The following is a 16487-nucleotide window of genomic DNA, read 5'->3' on the forward strand; positions in this document are numbered from 1 at the left end:
TTCTCAAGTCTCCATCTGACTTTTGACCCCTAGAGAGTAATGATGTATACTTATTACGGAAAAACACGTTTTAAGTCTAAGAGACTGCACCAAATACGTGAGAGCAACCGCTACGTTGAGGAATGAAGACCAGTACACATACCTGAGCTTCTCCATCAGTAAAATATCCTAGAAACATTGTAAATTCGCCTAGTCATTATAAGGAGCTTATATGTCTTCAATAGGTATCCTAGCTACATATCTAATAGTTCAATTCTTATTGACTCTAATACATGAAATCGGACATGCTCTACCTATGATTTGGAGTAACTCCGGTAAAGCAAATATAAAGCTGGGATTACCGAAAAGTGGCAAACTATTTACATTAAATTTGGGTAGACTTACGCTAGAGGTTTATAGAACTTTTTTTTATTATGGTAGTTGTGATTACACAGGAACCCTGAAAATAAATCATCAATTCTGGATTACAGCGGGTGGGCCTTTGGCCTCACTAATAGTGTTCATAATGGGCGTAACGCTTTTATTAAAGTCTACAAATAGTTTTACATGGAATTTAGCGCAAGTAATAATGATACTAAGTTTAGTGCAACTAGTGTCGACATTATGGCCTATGCGTTACCCGTCATGGTGGCCAGGTTATGCAGGCTGGGAGAGCGATGGCGCACGGTTACTTAAACTTTGGCCGTTATTGCGAAGGCAATCACAAGAGTAATGTTTACAATGGCTCTCTAGGGGTCAAAAGTAGCGAGGAGGACGGGAAATGCCCGCTGAGCGCCACGTTGGGGCTTGCTGAGCAAGGCACGCAGGGCGTCGAGGCCACGCCTGAAGAGGCTTTTGGGCGGATAGCCGTGCCTGAGGCAGCGTGACGGGTCACGCTGCTGCTCGAATTCCCCCACCAGGCAACACCAGATGAAGGCCAGCGCGACCACGGCCAAGAGCGTGGAGACCCGAGCGGGATTGGTGAGGTGAGTGCTTTCGAGAAAGAAGCCCCTGGATTTCAGGGCTTGATGCATGTTCTCTGCGGTCCAGCGCAGGGCATAGCGCTTCAGAGCTTTTTCGGCGTGGCCCTGGTAGGCCAGAAAGAGGGTTTGGCCGAAGGCGTTCTGGCAGGCCAGAACGCGCAGGGTCACGCCGTAAACACGGACGGGCTTGTACCAGACCCGCAGTTCACCCGGCTGCAACTTCTTGAATCTGACCCAGATTGGGGATCCCTCGACCACGCTGTCCGCCTTCAGACGAATAACTGGCGAGATACTTAGGCGGCGCAGCGCGACGAACCAGTCCGCTCCGATGAACTCTCGGTCGGCGGTCAGGAACAACCGCTTGCCCTGGAGCAGGGGAAGCAGACGTTCGACCAAGGCAATGCGGGTCGCCATATTGCTGTTGCCCCCATGGGGCAACAGCGTCCAGACCAGCGGAAAACTGAAGGTCTGCCACCGCGCACTGAGCAGGAGGATGTTGAGGTCCTGCTGGCCGAGCTTCCAATTGGTCCGGTCGAGGACGAGCAGCAGGTGCTGCTCGTCTCGTAGGTGGGCTATGACGAAGCGGGCAACCAGCAGGTCGGGGAGTTTGAACTGCATGAAGCGCTTCAGGCGTTGATACACCGTGTCGTCCGAGCCGGGGAGGTCAACGATCTGGACGAGTTGGTACAGGACGACGCTGCGCGCCTGAATTACGGCCAGGATCAGAGCACTCAGGACGGTCAGCCGACGGGGATCGAGCGGGAAGTGCTGAGCGAGCAGGGCAGTGAGGCTAGACTGAGTAGGTCGGCTCCGGGTGTCTTTCATCGCAGAAAACACCGTACTGGAGCCGACGTCTCATGCCTTGACCTGACTTTTGACCCCTAGAGAGGGCCGGTAGCGTGTGGAGAAAAGAGGAAGGGGGAGACGTGCCGGGACGCTTCCCTCCTTCCTCGACAAGCCACAAGCCATACGCCACCCGCTATCCTCACCCCATGAACTACGCCGCGACCCTCGCCGTGTTGGTCGTGTTGGCGTTTTCCTTTCCGCTCATGGTGCGGCTGGGCACCGCCATCGGCCTTTCGGAGGCGTACAGCGCGGCCACGCTGGGCGCGCTCGTCACGCTGGCTCTGGCGACCTACCTCGTGCGCTGGCAGGTGGGGCGGCACCGGGTCACGCTGGAGCGCCTGGCCTCGGCGCGGGCGCAGGTGCTCGCCGACCCGGACAATCCCCGCGCCTACTTCGTGGGCGGCGAGCACCTGGGAGTGATTCTGCTCCGGTTGGGCCGCCGCCGAGAAGCCGCCGAGGTCATTGACCGGTATGCCCGGTTGGGGGGTGCCCGCGAGAGCGAAATCGTGGCGCTGCGCGAGGCCTTGTCAAGCGCCGAGCGCCGCCAGCGCCGCGCTCAGGGCCGCGAGGGGGGCCGGGAAGCGTGAGCCGTCCTGCCCTGCTCAGGGAAGACAAGCTCTAGAGTAAAAGCCATGAGGGCGTACAAGGGCATCGTGGAGGGCGGCGTTGTGGTGCTGGTCGGGGCGCGGTTGCCGGAAGGCACGGTCGTGACGGTCACGGTGGGCGAGGCCGAGCTGCTGCGTGCCCGCATCACCAGTGCGCTCACCCGCCGCCGGGTGCGGGTGCGCCTCAAGCCGCTGCCGGGCCTCGCCGCCGAGTCCGCCCTGCCAGGAGCTGCCCAGGGCGGGGGCGAGGATTGACCCCTGCGGACGCCGCTGCCCCCCGCCTGTGGCTGGTGCCCACCCCGGTCGGCAACCTCGGCGACCTCACCTTCCGAGCGGCCGAAGTGCTGCGCGGGGCGGATGCCGTGGCCTGCGAGGACACCCGCCGCACCGGGGCGCTGCTGACCCACCTGGGCATCAGCCGCCCCCTCGTGCGGCTCGACGCCCACACCATGCACCGCGCCCCCGCCGTGCTGGCCGCGCACCCCCGCCTCGCCTACGTCAGTGACGCAGGCACTCCCGGCATCAGCGACCCCGGCGCGGAACTCGTCCGGGCAGCGCTGGACGCCGGGATTGCGGTCGAGGTGCTGCCCGGCCCGACCGCCTTTGTCCCGGCCCTCGTCCTCTCTGGCCTGCCCACCGCCCGCTTCACCTTCGAGGGCTTTTTGCCCAGGGCGGGTCGCGAGCGCGCCGAGCGGCTCTCTGCCATCGCCGCCCGCCCGGAAACGACCGTGCTGTACGAGAGTCCGCACCGCCTGGCGGCGACCCTCGCCGACCTCGCCGCCGCCTGCGGCCCAGAGCGGGCAGCCAGCGTGACCCGCGAACTCTCCAAACGCTTTGAGGAAACGGCGCGGGGCACCCTCGGCGACCTCGCCGCGCACTTTGCCCAGGGGGTGCGGGGCGAACTCGTCGTGGTGGTGGCCGGACGCCCCCCCGGCAGCGTCCTGCCCGGCGAGGCTGCCCCTGACCCCGAAGCCCAGGCACGCGCCTGGGCCGCCGAGGGCCGCTCGGCCCGCGAAATCCGGTCGTTGCTGATGGCGGCAGGTTTGCGTAAAAATGACGCTTATGCGCTGGCCCTGCGGGTCACGTCGCCTTGAATCCCTTCGCCCCTGAGGTCTGTCATGTCTGAAGCGCCCCCTGTTTCCGTGTTTCCCTCCGACCTGCCGCACGCCGAGCCGCATGGCAATCCGGCGGGGGTTCGACGCGTCGCCGTCCTGACGAGCGGTGGTGACGCCCCCGGCATGAACGCCGCTATCCGCGCCGTCGTTCGCACGGCCACCCACCACGGCATCGAGGTGGTGGGGGTGCGCCGGGGCTTTTCCGGCCTGCACCGCGGCGACCTGCGCCTCATCGGCCCCCGCGACGTGGCGAACACCATCCAGCGCGGCGGCACGGTGCTGCTCACCGCCCGCAGCAAGACCTGGCGGACTCCGGAGGGCCGGGCGTTGGGGGCCGAGCACCTGCGCGAGTGGGGGGTCGATGGCCTGATTGTGATTGGTGGGGACGGGTCCTTTCGGGGAGGGCACCTCCTGCAAGAAGAGCACGGTATCCCAGTCGTTGGCGTACCCGGCACCATCGACAATGACCTCTACGGCACCGACCACACGATTGGATACTTCACGGCGGTCGAGACGGCCCTGGACGCCGTGGACAAGCTGCGCGATACCGGAGCCTCGCACGAACGCATCTTTGTGATTGAGGTGATGGGCCGCCACGCCGGACACATCGCCCTGGAGGTGGCGGTCGCGGGCGGGGCCGAAGAGGTCTTTATCCCCGAAGACCCCAAGCCCGCCAGCGGTGTCGTCCAGACGGTCAAGGAAAGCGTGGCCAAGGGCAAGGCCAGCTCCATCATCATCGTCGCGGAAGGGTATCCGGGCGGGGCGCAGGGAGTGGCCGACGCGATTGAGGCCGGAACCGGGCTGGAAACCCGCGTGAGCATCCTGGGCCACATCCAGCGCGGCGGCTCGCCCGTCAGCAGTGACCGGGTGCTCGCCAGCCGCCTGGGAGAAGCTGCCGTCTACGCCCTGATGGACGGTGCCTCCGGGGTGATGGTGGGCCGCATGAACGGCGAGATTGCCCACACGCCCCTGCGCGAAACCTGGGAGCGCCGCAAGGACGTCAGCCGCGACCTCTACCGCTGTGCGAAGACCCTGAGCGTGTAGCGGCCTGGCCGACTGCCGCAAGTCCCAACCCAAAGCAACTAGAGAGAAAGGGGGGCGACGCCATCGGCGCGTCGCCCCCCTTTCCGGCGTGCTCTCTCAGTCGCGTCCGACGTTGCGCAAGAACGCGGGGATGTCGTAGTCCTTGGGGTCGTAAGCGCTTCCGCCCTGACCGCGCACCGGGCGCACCAGGGTTTCTAGGCTGGAGCTGCGGCTTCCTGGCTTGCCCATGCCGATGCCGCCGGAGAGGGTCGTGGGGAAGGTGCCTTCTCCAAAGCCCGTCGCAATCACGGTGACGCGCACCTCGTCGCCCGCTGCCTCGTCGGGGGTGATGCCGAAGAGGATGTCGGGGTCTTCGAAGCCGGTCGCCTCGCGGATTTTTTCTACGATTTCGTTGGCGTCGGTCATGGAAAGGTCGTAGCCGCCCGTCACGTTGATGAGGATGCGGCGGGCACCCTCGATGCCGCGCTCCAAGAGCGGCGAGTGAATCGCGCTCATGGCCGCTTCCTCGGCGACCTTTTCGCCGCGGCCCGCGCCGATGCCCATCAGGACCGTGCCAGAGTTGGAGAGCATGTTGCGCACGTCCGCGAAATCGAGGTTGATCATGCCCTCGACGTTGATGACGTCGCTGATGCCCTTGACCCCGTAGTACAGCACCCGGTCGGCGATGAGAAAGGCCTCGCGGAAGCTGACCTTCTTGTCCACCGCCGTCAGGAGCTTCTCGTTGTTCACGACAATCATGCCGTCGACGCGCTCGGTGAGTTTGGCAATGCCTTCCTCGGCCACCCGCGCCCGCTTGGGTCCTTCGAACTTAAAGGGCCGGGTCACGATGGCGACCGTGAGAATCCCCATCTCGCGCGCGATTTCGGCCACCACCGGGGCCGAGCCGGTGCCGGTGCCGCCGCCCATCCCGGCGGTAATAAACAGCATGTCGGTGCCGTCGAGGTATTCCTTGATGCGCTCGCGGTCTTCCAGGGCCGCCTTTTCTCCGACTTCGGGGTCAGCGCCGGCCCCCAGGCCGCGGGTCAGGCGGTCGCCGAGCTGAATCCGCACCTCGGCGTGGCTTTTGGCCAGCACCTGCGCGTCGGTGTTGCCCGCCACGAACTCTACGCCCTCAAGTCCCGATTCAATCATGCGGTTGACGGCGTTATTGCCCGCCCCGCCCAAGCCAATCACGCGTATTCTGGCCGCTTGCATGGTGTCTCCTTCGGAAAGGGGCGCTGTTCCTTCCCCTCTCTGCTCTGTTCCGGGTAGCTTACCGTACCTGGCAGGTTGGCACGGCACAGGTGAGGCGCTTCCCCGGTGGGGGCGCTACATCCAGTCCTTGAAAAAGCTGCGCACTTTGGTCAGCAGGTTGCCGCCTTCCTTGCCCTTGTCCTTTTTGGGGGCGGGCTGGCTGGGGGCGGGGGTTGCCACGGTGACGGTGCCCGGTTCCTTGTCCTTTTTGGCGTCCGCGCTCGCTTTGGCCGGGGGCTGCGGCGGCGCGGGGGACGGTGCCGGTTCTTCCGGGCGCAACACCGACACCGGCACCTTGCCGTCTTGCCCGATGCCGTACAGCACCAGCCCGACGCTCCCCGCGTGCGCGGGACTGCTCACGATGTCCGTCAGGCCGCCGATGCCGCGCGGCTTGCCCACCCGCACGGGCAGCCGGAAGCGGTCGCGGGCAAGTTCGGGAATCCCGCGCAGGGCGCTGGCCCCGCCCGTCAGCACGACCCCTTGCGCGACGAGTTCGACCGGGCCAAGCGCTTGGTCAATCTCGTCACGGACCAGGCCAAAAATCTCGCTGAGGCGCGGCTTGATGATGTGCGACAGCTCAAAGGCGCTGATGGCGTGGGTGGAGCCGTTCGCGGTGGTGATTTCGAGGGTGAGGTCGGGGTCAGCGAGGTCGGGCAGGGCGGCCCCATAGCGGCGCTTGACGTTTTCGGCTTCCTCGTGCGGGAGCTTGAGAATCTGCGCGAGGTCAGCGGTCACGTGGTCCCCGCCGATGGGAATGCACGCCGAGTGCGCGAGGTTGCCGCGCTTAAAGACCCCCACATCGGTGGTGCCGCCCCCCATATCGATGACGACGACCGTCTGCGCTTGCTCCGCCGCCTCCAGGGTAGCGAGGCCCGACGCGAGGGCTTGCAACACGAAGCCTTCTACCTTCAGGCCCGCTTCCTGCACGCAGCGGCGCAGGTTCATCAGCGGCCCGGCGGTTCCGGCGACGATGTGAACGTCGACCTCCAGCCGCACCCCATGCATGCCCACCGGGTTTTTGATGCCCTCTTGCCCGTCTACGACGTATTCCTGCGGCAGGGTATGAATGACTTCGAGGTTGGGGTCGAGGGGCACGGCGCGGGCGTTTTCGATGGCGCGGTCGACGTCGGCCTGCGAAATCTGCTGGTGGCGGCGAATCGCCGCGAGGCCGTGGCTGGTGATGGCCTTGACGTGGTTTCCGGCCAGCGAGACAAAGACCGATGCCACCCGCACCCCGCTGACGCGTTCGGCAGCCTGCACCGACTGACGAATCGCCCCGGTCACCCGCTCCAGATTGACGACGGCGCCGCGCTTCATGCCCTCGCTGGGCACGCTGCCTTCGCCGATGATGTCGACGGAACCGTCATCGCCCACTTCACCGATAACGGTGGTGATTTTGGTGGTGCCGATGTCCAGCCCCACGATAATCGGGTTGTCCTTCATTACTGGACGCTCACCCCCCAGGGGTAGATGTAGATTTTTTGGTCAGGAAACTGCACGATGGCCTCAGCATACTTCAGCAGCGTGGCGAGGTCCCCGCTCCAGACCGTCGTGGTCGTTGTTGCCACCGTAAAGCCGCTGGGCGTATAGGCGACCGACTGCACATTGTACCGCCGCAGGGCGCGCGTCAGGGCGAGGGCCTCGGCGCGGCGGTCTGGCCCCCACCCGCTGAGCAGCGGCAGGCCAACCACGTTGCGAGCACCCGGCAAGACGGTGCCGTCTTCGGCGAGGGCCACGACGTCCCCGCTGGGCCGTTTCCAGCGCACAAAGGGCACCCGCTCGCGCACCTGCACGGTCACCGTGTCCGGAAAGCGCCGGGTCACCGTGGCCGCCTCAATCCAGGGACTGCGCGCTAACCCTGCGGCCCGCCAGCGCCCGTAGTACAGCCACCCGAACCCCGGCGTCAGCCCCGCGAGCTGCCGCACCTGCGCTTCGGAAAGCCGCTCGTGGCCCGTCACCGTCACCGTGCGGATGGGCAAGAGAAACCAGCTCGCCGCCAGTCCACCCAGCAGCACCAGCCCCCCCAGACTCCACCACAGCGGGCGCAGGTTGCGGGGGGGACGGGGAGGCGGCGGGGCGTTCGGTTCCGGCTCGTCCCCGGCGGGTTCGGGCGGCTCGGCGGCGACGGGTTCGGGCGGGGGGACCCGGCGGTTCCTGGGCCGGGGGTCGGGGTCGGTCATGGGGGTGATTGTAGCGGCCAGTGGTCCGCTTTCAGCTTTTGGCCATCAGCTATCCGCTTTCAGCAGGAGTCGCTCAATGCTGGCGGCTGGAAGCTGGCCGCTCACCCCAGCCCTTCGGGCCACAGCTCGTATTCCAGCTCCAGGGGCACGCCCACCCGCTCGCGGATGAGGCGCAAGAGGGCGAGCACGTCGGCGGCGGTCGCGCCCCCCAGGTTGACGATGAAGTTGGCGTGCTCCGGGGCAATCATGGCCTGACCGATGCGGGTGCCCTTCAGGCCCGCCTCGTCGATGAGTTGGCCCGCACCCTTGCCGCCGCCGGGGTTTTTGAAGGCGCAGCCGGGTGTCTTCATCTTGGGCTGTCCCTTGCGGGCTTGGTCAGCAAAGTCCATTCGCGCCAGGACCTCCTCTGGGGTGGAGGGACGCAGCCGCAGGCGCACGCGGGTCACGATGTGGCCACGGGGAATGCCGCTGTTGCGGTAGCCCCAGGCGAGGTCATCAGGGGTGACGTGGCGAGTGCCCCCCGGCGTCACGATTTCCAGGCTATGCAGGCCGTCGAAGGTCTCGCCGTAGCGGGTGCCCGCGTTCATCCACACCGCGCCGCCCACCTGCGCGGGGATACCCACCGTGCCTTCAAGGTTGCTCAGGCCCAGCTTCTGGAGCTTGCGAATCAATCCGGGGAGGGGCACCCCGCCGCCCACCCAGCCCGTCACGACCTGCCCCGGTGTGCTGAGCTGGGGGTCGGGGGCGAGGTCCGCTTGCGCGAGCGGCCCGGTGAGGCGGATGACCCGTTCGGGCACGCCCTCATCCGCGACGACGAGGTTGCTGCCCCCGCCCAGGATGCGGTAGGGGGCCTCCATCGCTTCGGCGAGCTGGGCATGGTCGGAAACGAACCAGACCTCCGCCTCGCCGCCCACGCCCAGGGTGGTGTAGCGGGCGAGGGGCTGGCGCTCGACCCTGGCCCCGGTGCGGCTGGGCTTCAGGATGGGCATGCCGGTTCTCCCGCCGCCAGCTCCCGCGAGAGCTTCCAGACGTCCCCGGCCCCCATCGTCACGATGAGGTCCCCCGCGCCCGCCGTCTCGCGCAGGTAACGCACGACCTCGGCGCGGTCGGGGAGGTAGCGCACGCCCGCGTGCCCGCCCTCGCGCATCCGGTCGCTGACGAGGGTGGCATGAATGCCGGGAATGGGCGGTTCGGAAGCCGCCGCAATGTCGAGGATGAGCACCTCGTCGGCGGGCATCAAGGCGTCGGCCAGCCGGGGCCAGGACTGCTGGGTGCGCAGGTAGCGGTGCGGCTGAAAGACCACCCGCACCCGCCGCCCGGTCTGCCGCGCCGCTTGCACCGCCGCTGCCACCTTGGTGGGGTTGTGCGCGTAGTCGTCGACGACGAGCGCCCCATTCAGTTCGCCCACCCGCTGCCAGCGCCGCCCTGGCCCCCGAAAGGCGGCGAGCGCGGCGGCAGCGGCCCGGAAGTCTCCACCGTAGAGGTCGGTCACCGCGAGGGCCGCGAGCGCGTTCAGCACGTTGTGGGTGCCCGGTAGCCCCACGCGGGCTTCTCCCAGCACCTCCCCCCGGCGGGCCACTGTAAAGAAGGTGCCCTCGGTATCGGGGCGCAGGTCCAGGGCGCGGTAGTCGGCTCCCTCTGCTTGACCGTAGCTCAGGCGCTCGGTGGCCCCGCCGCACAGCTCCGCCAGCCCCGGCCAGTCGGCGCAGTACAGCACCCGCTCCGACTGCCCCACGAACCGGGCAAAGGCGGCATGCTGCTCTTCGACCGTTTCCCAGTAGGTCGCCAGGTTGCCGCCCACGTGGTCATCTTCGGCGTTGGTGAACACCGCCGTCTGGCAGCTCAGGGCCGCGAAGCCCCGGTCAGACTCATCCACCTCCGCGACGAAAGGCCCCGTGCCCAGCCGGGCATTGGAGCCGAACTCCGGCACCATGCCGCCCACAAAGGCCGAGGGGTCCAGCCCCGCGCCCGCCAGCGCCACCGCAACCATAGCGGTCGTGGTGGTCTTGCCGTGGGTGCCGATGACGCCCACCGAGGGCGAGGCCGCGAGCAGTTCGCCCAGCAGCGCCATGCGGGGCCGCACTTCCACCCCGGTGGCGCGGGCGGCCAGCAGTTCGGGATGGTCCTTGGGCACCGCCTCGGATGCCACCAGCACGTCAACCCCCGCCACATGGGCGGCGTCGTGCCCGCAAGCGACCGGGATGCCGTCGCGGACCAGCCCCTCGGTCAACTCGGACGCCTGCTCGTCGCAGCCGCTGACCCGCACCCCCTTGGCCGCGAGCAGCCGCGCAAAGGCACTCACGCCGATGCCGCCGATACCCATCAGGTGGTAGTGGAGCGGACGGGAGGAAGAAGCGGGAGAGGGGATGGGGGAAGGGGGGTCAGTCATGGTGAAAGGGGAGGAAAGCGGGCACGCGGGCAGCCGTTAGCGGACGTGCCGCAGCACCAGGTCTGCTAGCCGCGCGGCGGCTCCGGCGGGCGAGCGCCCCAGGGCCGCTTCCCGCATCGCCGCCCGCGTGCCGGGCTGCGCACACTCTAGCACCGCCCCGCCGAGCTGCCCTTCGAGGTGCGCCTGCTCGACCAGCCGCCCCGCGCCCGCCGCTTCTACGCTGCGGGCGTTGTGGACCTGGTGGTTTTCTGCCGATTCGGGCAGCGGCACCATCACCAGCGGCACCCCGTGAAAGGCGGCCTCCGCCAGCGTGCCCGTGCCCGCCCGCGTGACCCCGAAGTCGGCGACCGACCAAGCCGCGACCGCGTCCACATAGGGAATGGGCTGGTACCAGGGCAGGTCCGCCACGCGGGGAGCCACCTCCTCCAGCCAGCGCGGGCCGGTGGAGTGCAGCACCTGCACGGGTTGGCCGTCCGGGGTGTGGCCCTCCGGCCCGAACGCCGCCCGCAGCACGTCCGGCACGCCGTTGTTCAGCGCCAGCGACCCCTGCGAGCCGCCCATCACGAGCACGGTGAGCGCCCCCTCCCGCAGCCCCAGCCGCGCGAGCGCCTCGGCGCGGGGCAGGCGTTCCTCGCGGACGGGCATCCCGACTTGGGTGGCCTTGTCGGGGCGGAGGCCCACGACCTGCGGGTACGCCGTGCCCACCGCCCGCGCCCGGCCCGCCGCGAGGCGCTGGGTCAGGCCCAGGCGGGCATTCTGCTCGTGCAAGACGGTGGGGACCCCCAGGCTCTGCGCGGCGAGCACGCCCGGCAGGCTGGCAAACCCCCCGTACCCGACCACCGCCCCCGGCTGCGCCCCGCGCAAAAAAGCCCGCGCCTGCGCCACCCCGCGGGCGGCCCGCCAGAGTTCGCGGGGGTCGGGGCGGCCCTGCCCGCTGCGGGCGAGCTTGCCCGCCTCCACCCCATAAAAGTCCAGGCCCGCGTCGGCGGCAAAGCGTTCCTCCATGCCGCCGCGCTGCCCCAGCAGCAGCGCTCGGTAGCCCCGGCTCAGCAGCTCCCGCGCCGTCGCCACCGCTGGGTAGATGTGCCCCCCGGTGCCGCCCGTCGCCATCACAATCAAGGTCATCCGGGGGAGTGTAGCGGGTGGGCGTGTGGCCCGTCGCCCGCGGCCTGTGGAGAAAAACAGGGAGACGCGAGGGACGTCTCCCGCCTTCTTCCACACGCCACGCGCTACACGCCACAAGCCTCAGTCAAACAGGTCCCCCAGGCTCTTCGCCCCGCCGCCTTCGCCGCCTAGCCCACCGTCAAACTCCTCGTAGGGCTGCACGACCACGAAGCCATCGCCCTGAAAGACCATCTGGTACGTTTCGCCGCCGCCGCGCCCGAACATGGAGCGCAGGTCGGTCGCCATGCGCAGCTGCGGCTGGAGGTTGCCGCTCCAGGCGACCGTCGCGTTGGGGTCGGTGAAAATCGGCTCTTGCGGGGTGACGCGCAGGGTGAGCGGCTTGCCGTGGCTGAGGATGGCGACCAGGCCGTGCCCCTGCACCCGCACGCTAAAGAGGCCGCCCGCCGCCATGCCCGCCGCCCGGCGCTGCATGGTGATGTCGTACTGCACGCTGTCCTCAAAGGCGAGCAGGTCATTGCCGTTCACGTTCAGGCTCTCGCCCGCCAGCCGCAGAATCTGAATCTCCTTGCCCTGGTCGGCGAGGTAGGCCACCCCCCGGCCCTCTATCTTGGCCAGCGGACTCATCTCCTGGCTGACCGCCCGCTTGAGCGCCTTCATCAGGCCACCCTCCAGGGTGCCCTCGCGCTTGAAGCTCAGGTTGCCCTTGTAGGCGACCATCGCGCCGAGCTTGCTCCAGACGCGGCCACTCACCCGCACCTCCAGCATCTTGCTGGATTCCAGCTCGAAGACCTCGCCGGGCCGGTCGCGCTCAGCGGTGTGGGCCAAGAAGTCGCGCAGACTGTAAGTGCCATCAGGATTGGTCATACGCCCAGGGTACGGGGCGAGGGTCGGGAGGGTTCCGGGCAGAAGCGCTCCGCCTTCAGGCCCTCGCCCTCAGGACCGCTTCGATGCGGCGCAGCGCTTCGCGCAGGGTGCCTGGCCCCACCGCGTAGCTCAGGCGCACCCGGCCCGGTGCCCCGAAGTCGGTGCCGGGCACGACCGCGACCCCGCCCCGCTCCAGCAGCAGGCGGCTCGCCTCCAGCTCGTCGGGGTGCAGGCGGGTGATGTCGGGCAGGACGTAAAAAGCGCCTTGCGGGGTGGGGGTCGTGAGGCCGAGCGCGTTCAGCCCCGCGACCAAGACGTCGCGCCGCTCGCGGTAGGCGGCCCGCGCTTCCGCCACGAAGCGGGCCGTCGCCGCGTGCTCGGTCAGGGCGGCGAGGGCGGCGTGTTGGGAGACGGTGCAGGCTCCGGTCGTGCTTTGCGATTGCAGGGCATTCATCGCCGCTATCCACTCGCGTGGCCCCCCCGCGTAGCCGATGCGCCAGCCTGTCATCGCGTAGGCCTTGCTCGCGCCGTTGACGGTGAGGGTGCGTTCCGGGGCAAAGCGGGCGGGACTGACATGCTCGGCCTCGTAGACCAAGTGCTCGTAAATCTCGTCCGAGAGCAGCCACAGCCCCCGCCGCCGAGCCAGGTCGGCGACCGCTTCTAGCACCGGGGCCGGGTACACCGCTCCCGTCGGGTTGCCGGGGCTGTTCAGCACCACCAGGCGCGTTCGCGGCGTGACCCGCGCCGCGAGGTCCTCCGGGTCGAGGACAAAGCCCGCCTCCGCCCGCGTGGGCACCGCAACGGGTACCGCCCCCATCAGCGCCACCATCTCCGGGTAGCTCACCCAGGAGGGGGCGGGGATAAGCACCTCGTCGCCGGGGTCCAGCAGCGCGAAGAGGGCGTTGAAGAGGGCTTGCTTGCCGCCGCTCGTGACCGTCACGGCGTCCGGCGGGTACTCCAGCCCGTTTTCGCGGGCAAACTTGGCGCTCACGGCCTCGCGCAGTTCCGGCAGGCCACTGACGGGCGTATAGCGGGTGTGCCCGGCCTCAATCGCGGCGATGCCCGCGGCCCTCACATGCGGCGGCGTCTCGAAATCCGGCTCCCCTACGCTAAGGCTCAGCACGTCCGCCCCCGCCCGGCGCAGCTCCAGCGCCCGTGAGGTGACCGCGACCGTCGCCGAGGGCTTCAGGCCGCGTGCCCGCGCCGAGAGGGAAAAGGCAGTGCCCATGCCCCAGGCTAGGGGCCGCAGCGGAGCCGGGAGCGTGGGCGGGCTAGAGGAGGATTGAGTTGGTCACCTGTCCCCTCTCCCGCCAGGGGAGAGGGGACAGGGCACTCCGTTCACCGTGGTTTACTGCAACAGGCCGATGCTGCGCGCCCGGCTGACCGCCTCGGTGCGGTCCCCGGCTTCGAGTTTCACGTACAGGCGGGCGAGGTGGTCCTTGACGGTGTCGGGGCTGACGCCGAGGTTCTTGGCGATTTCCTTGTTGGAATAGCCCTGGGCGAGGAGGGGCAGTACCTCCGACTCGCGGGGGGTGAGGCGGGGCACCTCAACCTGCGGCAGGCGGTCTATGTCGGGGTTGGCGACGATATCGCGCAGTTGCCGGGCGAGCGACTCTGGGTCTGTCTCCTTGCTGACGTAGCCGCGTGCTCCCGCAGCCCGCGCCGCCTGCACGATGGCGGGTTCGGCAAAGGTGGTAATGAGGATGCTCACGACGCTGGGGTGGGTCTGGCGCAGCCGCTCGCAGACCTCAATCCCGGTCAGGCCGGGCATCTTGACGTCGAGGAGGGCCGCGTCGGGTTCTAGGGTCCGGCAGGCGCCCAGGGCTTGCAGGCCGTCGGCGGCTTCTGCCACCACATCGAACCCTTGGTGCAGTAGCGCGTATTTCAGGCCCATGCGAAAGAGGGGGTGGTCGTCGGCAATCACGATTCTCAAGGGGTCACCTCCGGTAACAGCAGGCAGAACGTGGTGGGCAGGGGCGAGGTGTCGTCACGGCGGTACTCCAGCGCTCCGCCGTGCGCCTCCGCGACCCGGCGGGCGATAAAGAGTCCTAGGCCCGTCATTCCGGCGGCGTACTGCTGCCCGGCGATGGTGGTGGGCTGCGCGTTGAAGGGCTGGGCGAGTTCGGAGAGGGGCGCGCACAGGCCGGGGCCGTCGTCGCGGACTTCCAGCCCCTGCGGGGTCACGCGCAGCTCTACCCCCGTGCGGGCGTACCGCAGCGCGTTGGCCGCGAGGTTGGTGACCGCCCGCTCCAGCACGGCAGCGTCGGCGCGGGCGTGGCCCCTGCCGCTGGCCGTGAGGGTCAGGCCCCGCGCCCCCGCCTGGGGCGAGAGCCGCCGGGCCACCTCCGCGAGCAGGGCACCAAGGTCAGTGGGGCCGGGTGAGAGCTGCACCTCTTCGCGCTCGAAGCGGTGGGCGTCGGCCATCTGGGCAACCAGGGCGAGCAGCCGGGCGTTTTCGCGTTCCAGTTCGCCCGCGACCTCGCGGCGCTGCTCGGCGCTCAGGGCACCCTGGTCCAGCAACCGGGCGAGGTGTCCGGTGGCAATCAGCGGCGTCCGCAGGTCGTGCACCAGCGTCGCCATAAAGGCCCCCCGCCGCTCCTGCTCGGTGGCAAGCCGCCCCAGCAGTCCGGTAAAGGCCCGCCGCAAGGCCCGGATTTCTGCCGGGTCATCCGGGTGGGGCTGCGCGAAGCTGCCCGCGCCGACCTCGCCTTCGAGCCGCCGCAGCGGGCGCAGCAGCACCCCGCTGAGCAGGTACCCCACCCCCCCGCACAGCGCCGCAACCAGCGTGAGCCACAGCGCCAGCGCCGGGGCCGCGTTCGCGCCCGCTGCCCCGACGCTCAGCACCAGATTGGGCAGGAACGCGAGCAGAAAAATCACCAGGGTGAACTGTGCCCGCAGGGTGCCCGCCTGCCCCCACCCCACCCGGCGAGGGGCGACCCTTCCGGTGACCCCAAGGCCCCCTGGCCGGGTGACCTGCGCGTCTCCTGTGCTCACGGTCCAGAGTGTAAAAATCCCCCTCTGACAGAATCCCCACACCGGTCCTGCGCCCGTCAAGGCCCGCCCAGTGGAGGGAAGGAGAAAGAGACATTAGCGGCGGCGAGTGAGCAGCAGCGCCAGCGCCCCCAGCGCGAGGGTCGCCAGCACCCGTTGCCTGAGGGGGTCGGAGCCAGTCGGGGAGGCACCGACGGGCACTGGATGCTTCACGTACCAGCCCCGGCGAGGGCGTCCCAGTTCGTCGAAGTTGCGGGCCAGCCGCGTGAGGTCAGCGTCCATCTCCGGTCCCGACATGGGGTGGCCGTGCCCGGTGACCACCAGATGGGGGTGCAGCGCCGCGAGCTGCCGCACCGAATCCCGCGCCGCGTCCCAGTTGGGGGTGTAGTAGGCGGGCGGGCGGTGAATCAGGGTGGGGCGCAGTGTGAACGCGCCTGCTGCCGACTCCTGCCGGGTGGTCACAAACGCGTCTCCGGCAATCAGGGTGCGGTCTTCTTCTCGCCACAGCGAGACGTGCCCGGAGGTATGCCCCGGCGTGTGCAGCCAGCGCCACTGCGGAAGGTGCGGCACCTGGCCCTCTGGCGGCAATGGGCGCAGGGAGGGTCGGAAGTCGAAGGGGCCAGGCACAAACGCGGGCGAAAGCAAGCTGGTCGTGCCCCCCACCGTGGGGTCAGGAAAGGGGTAAGGAGCTTGTCCGGTGAGGTGCGGCAACTCCAGGGGGTGCGCGTAGACCGGGACGGACCAAGTGTTCAGCAGGTCGCGCAGCGCGCCTACGTGGTCGAGGTGTCCGTGCGTCAGCACGATGGCGACCGGTGGGCGGCCCGCATGGAACTCGCCCGCCGCGCGGCGAATCAGCCCTGCCGTGCCCGGCATCCCGGCGTCCAGCAGCACCCAGTCCTCACCGGGCAGACCCAGCAGGAAGACGTTGACCAGGGGCAGCCGCACCCGCACCACATCCGGGCGCAGGACCTGCGTGCCCCCAAAAGTCGAAATGGGCGGCGCAGGCGGGCGAATGCGGTTGAGGGCGGCGGAAGGCTCGTGGGAAGGGGGCATGGTCAAGGCTCCTTTCGGAAGGGGGCGGCGCGGACCTGTCCAGTCTCGCTTCCCGTCTCAGCTCATGGCCACGTGGTAAG

16 protein-coding genes are annotated in these 16487 nt (G+C 68.3%); 4 read left to right on the plus strand and 12 right to left on the minus strand.

The window, feature by feature from the left end:
* Positions 1 to 728 precede the first annotated feature (728 nt).
* Complete coding sequence (locus tag H565_RS0101320) at positions 729 to 1787, minus strand: IS4 family transposase (RefSeq protein WP_027459448.1); 1059 nt, start codon at positions 1785 to 1787, stop codon at positions 729 to 731.
* 167 nt (positions 1788 to 1954) lie between these two features.
* Here H565_RS0101320 and H565_RS0101325 point away from each other — a divergent pair, with 167 nt between their 5' ends.
* Genes H565_RS0101325 through pfkA form a run of 4 tightly spaced genes read left to right on the plus strand, consistent with a single transcriptional unit; the run spans position 1955 to position 4572 of the window.
* Positions 1955 to 2395, plus strand: a complete 441-nt coding sequence (locus H565_RS0101325) for a hypothetical protein (RefSeq protein ID WP_027459449.1) — start codon at positions 1955 to 1957, stop codon at positions 2393 to 2395.
* 45 nt (positions 2396 to 2440) lie between these two features.
* Complete coding sequence (locus H565_RS13935) at positions 2441 to 2668, plus strand: hypothetical protein (protein ID WP_034402275.1); 228 nt, start codon at positions 2441 to 2443, stop codon at positions 2666 to 2668.
* Positions 2665 to 3507, plus strand: a complete 843-nt coding sequence (gene rsmI, locus H565_RS0101335) for a 16S rRNA (cytidine(1402)-2'-O)-methyltransferase (RefSeq protein WP_027459450.1) — start codon at positions 2665 to 2667, stop codon at positions 3505 to 3507. The genes H565_RS13935 and rsmI overlap by 4 nt, the downstream gene beginning before the upstream one ends.
* A gap of 24 nt (positions 3508 to 3531) precedes the next feature.
* Positions 3532 to 4572 carry a 6-phosphofructokinase gene (pfkA, locus tag H565_RS0101340; protein ID WP_034402279.1) on the plus strand — a complete coding sequence of 347 codons (1041 nt, stop codon included), beginning with the start codon at positions 3532 to 3534 and terminating at the stop codon, positions 4570 to 4572.
* Between the two features lie 96 nt (positions 4573 to 4668).
* Here the strand turns inward: pfkA and ftsZ are convergent, their stop codons facing one another.
* The 11 genes from ftsZ to H565_RS0101395 all read right to left on the minus strand — a co-directional run bounded on the left by ftsZ (position 4669) and on the right by H565_RS0101395 (position 16407).
* Positions 4669 to 5766: a cell division protein FtsZ gene (gene ftsZ / locus H565_RS0101345; RefSeq protein ID WP_027459452.1), complete on the minus strand. Its 1098-nt coding sequence runs from the start codon at positions 5764 to 5766 to the stop codon at positions 4669 to 4671.
* Between the two features lie 114 nt (positions 5767 to 5880).
* A complete protein-coding gene (ftsA, locus tag H565_RS0101350; RefSeq protein WP_027459453.1) occupies positions 5881 to 7248 on the minus strand; it encodes a cell division protein FtsA in 1368 nt (455 codons plus the stop codon).
* Complete coding sequence (locus tag H565_RS0101355; protein ID WP_027459454.1) at positions 7248 to 7985, minus strand: cell division protein FtsQ/DivIB; 738 nt, start codon at positions 7983 to 7985, stop codon at positions 7248 to 7250. Before H565_RS0101355 ends, ftsA begins: the two co-directional genes overlap by 1 nt.
* 101 nt (positions 7986 to 8086) lie before the next feature.
* A complete protein-coding gene (locus tag H565_RS0101360; protein WP_027459455.1) occupies positions 8087 to 8974 on the minus strand; it encodes a UDP-N-acetylmuramate dehydrogenase in 888 nt (295 codons plus the stop codon).
* A complete protein-coding gene (murC, locus tag H565_RS0101365) occupies positions 8962 to 10374 on the minus strand; it encodes a UDP-N-acetylmuramate--L-alanine ligase (RefSeq protein ID WP_027459456.1) in 1413 nt (470 codons plus the stop codon). The genes H565_RS0101360 and murC overlap by 13 nt, the downstream gene beginning before the upstream one ends.
* Positions 10375 to 10410: 36 nt before the next feature.
* Positions 10411 to 11499, minus strand: coding sequence for an undecaprenyldiphospho-muramoylpentapeptide beta-N-acetylglucosaminyltransferase (gene murG, locus H565_RS0101370; protein ID WP_027459457.1), 1089 nt, complete (start codon positions 11497 to 11499; stop codon positions 10411 to 10413).
* A gap of 120 nt (positions 11500 to 11619) precedes the next feature.
* Positions 11620 to 12363, minus strand: coding sequence for an AIM24 family protein (locus tag H565_RS0101375; protein WP_027459458.1), 744 nt, complete (start codon positions 12361 to 12363; stop codon positions 11620 to 11622).
* A gap of 55 nt (positions 12364 to 12418) precedes the next feature.
* A complete protein-coding gene (locus H565_RS0101380) occupies positions 12419 to 13591 on the minus strand; it encodes a pyridoxal phosphate-dependent aminotransferase (protein ID WP_027459459.1) in 1173 nt (390 codons plus the stop codon).
* 120 nt (positions 13592 to 13711) lie between these two features.
* Positions 13712 to 14296, minus strand: a complete 585-nt coding sequence (locus tag H565_RS0101385) for a response regulator transcription factor (RefSeq protein WP_027459460.1) — start codon at positions 14294 to 14296, stop codon at positions 13712 to 13714.
* Complete coding sequence (locus H565_RS0101390) at positions 14293 to 15285, minus strand: sensor histidine kinase (RefSeq protein ID WP_027459461.1); 993 nt, start codon at positions 15283 to 15285, stop codon at positions 14293 to 14295. Before H565_RS0101390 ends, H565_RS0101385 begins: the two co-directional genes overlap by 4 nt.
* 165 nt (positions 15286 to 15450) lie before the next feature.
* On the minus strand, positions 15451 to 16407 hold the full coding sequence (locus tag H565_RS0101395; RefSeq protein WP_027459462.1) for an MBL fold metallo-hydrolase: 957 nt from the start codon (positions 16405 to 16407) through the stop codon (positions 15451 to 15453).
* Between the last annotated feature and the right edge of the window lie 80 nt (positions 16408 to 16487).

The organism is Deinococcus murrayi DSM 11303 (genome assembly GCF_000482805.1).
Lineage (GTDB): Bacteria > Deinococcota > Deinococci > Deinococcales > Deinococcaceae > Deinococcus > Deinococcus murrayi.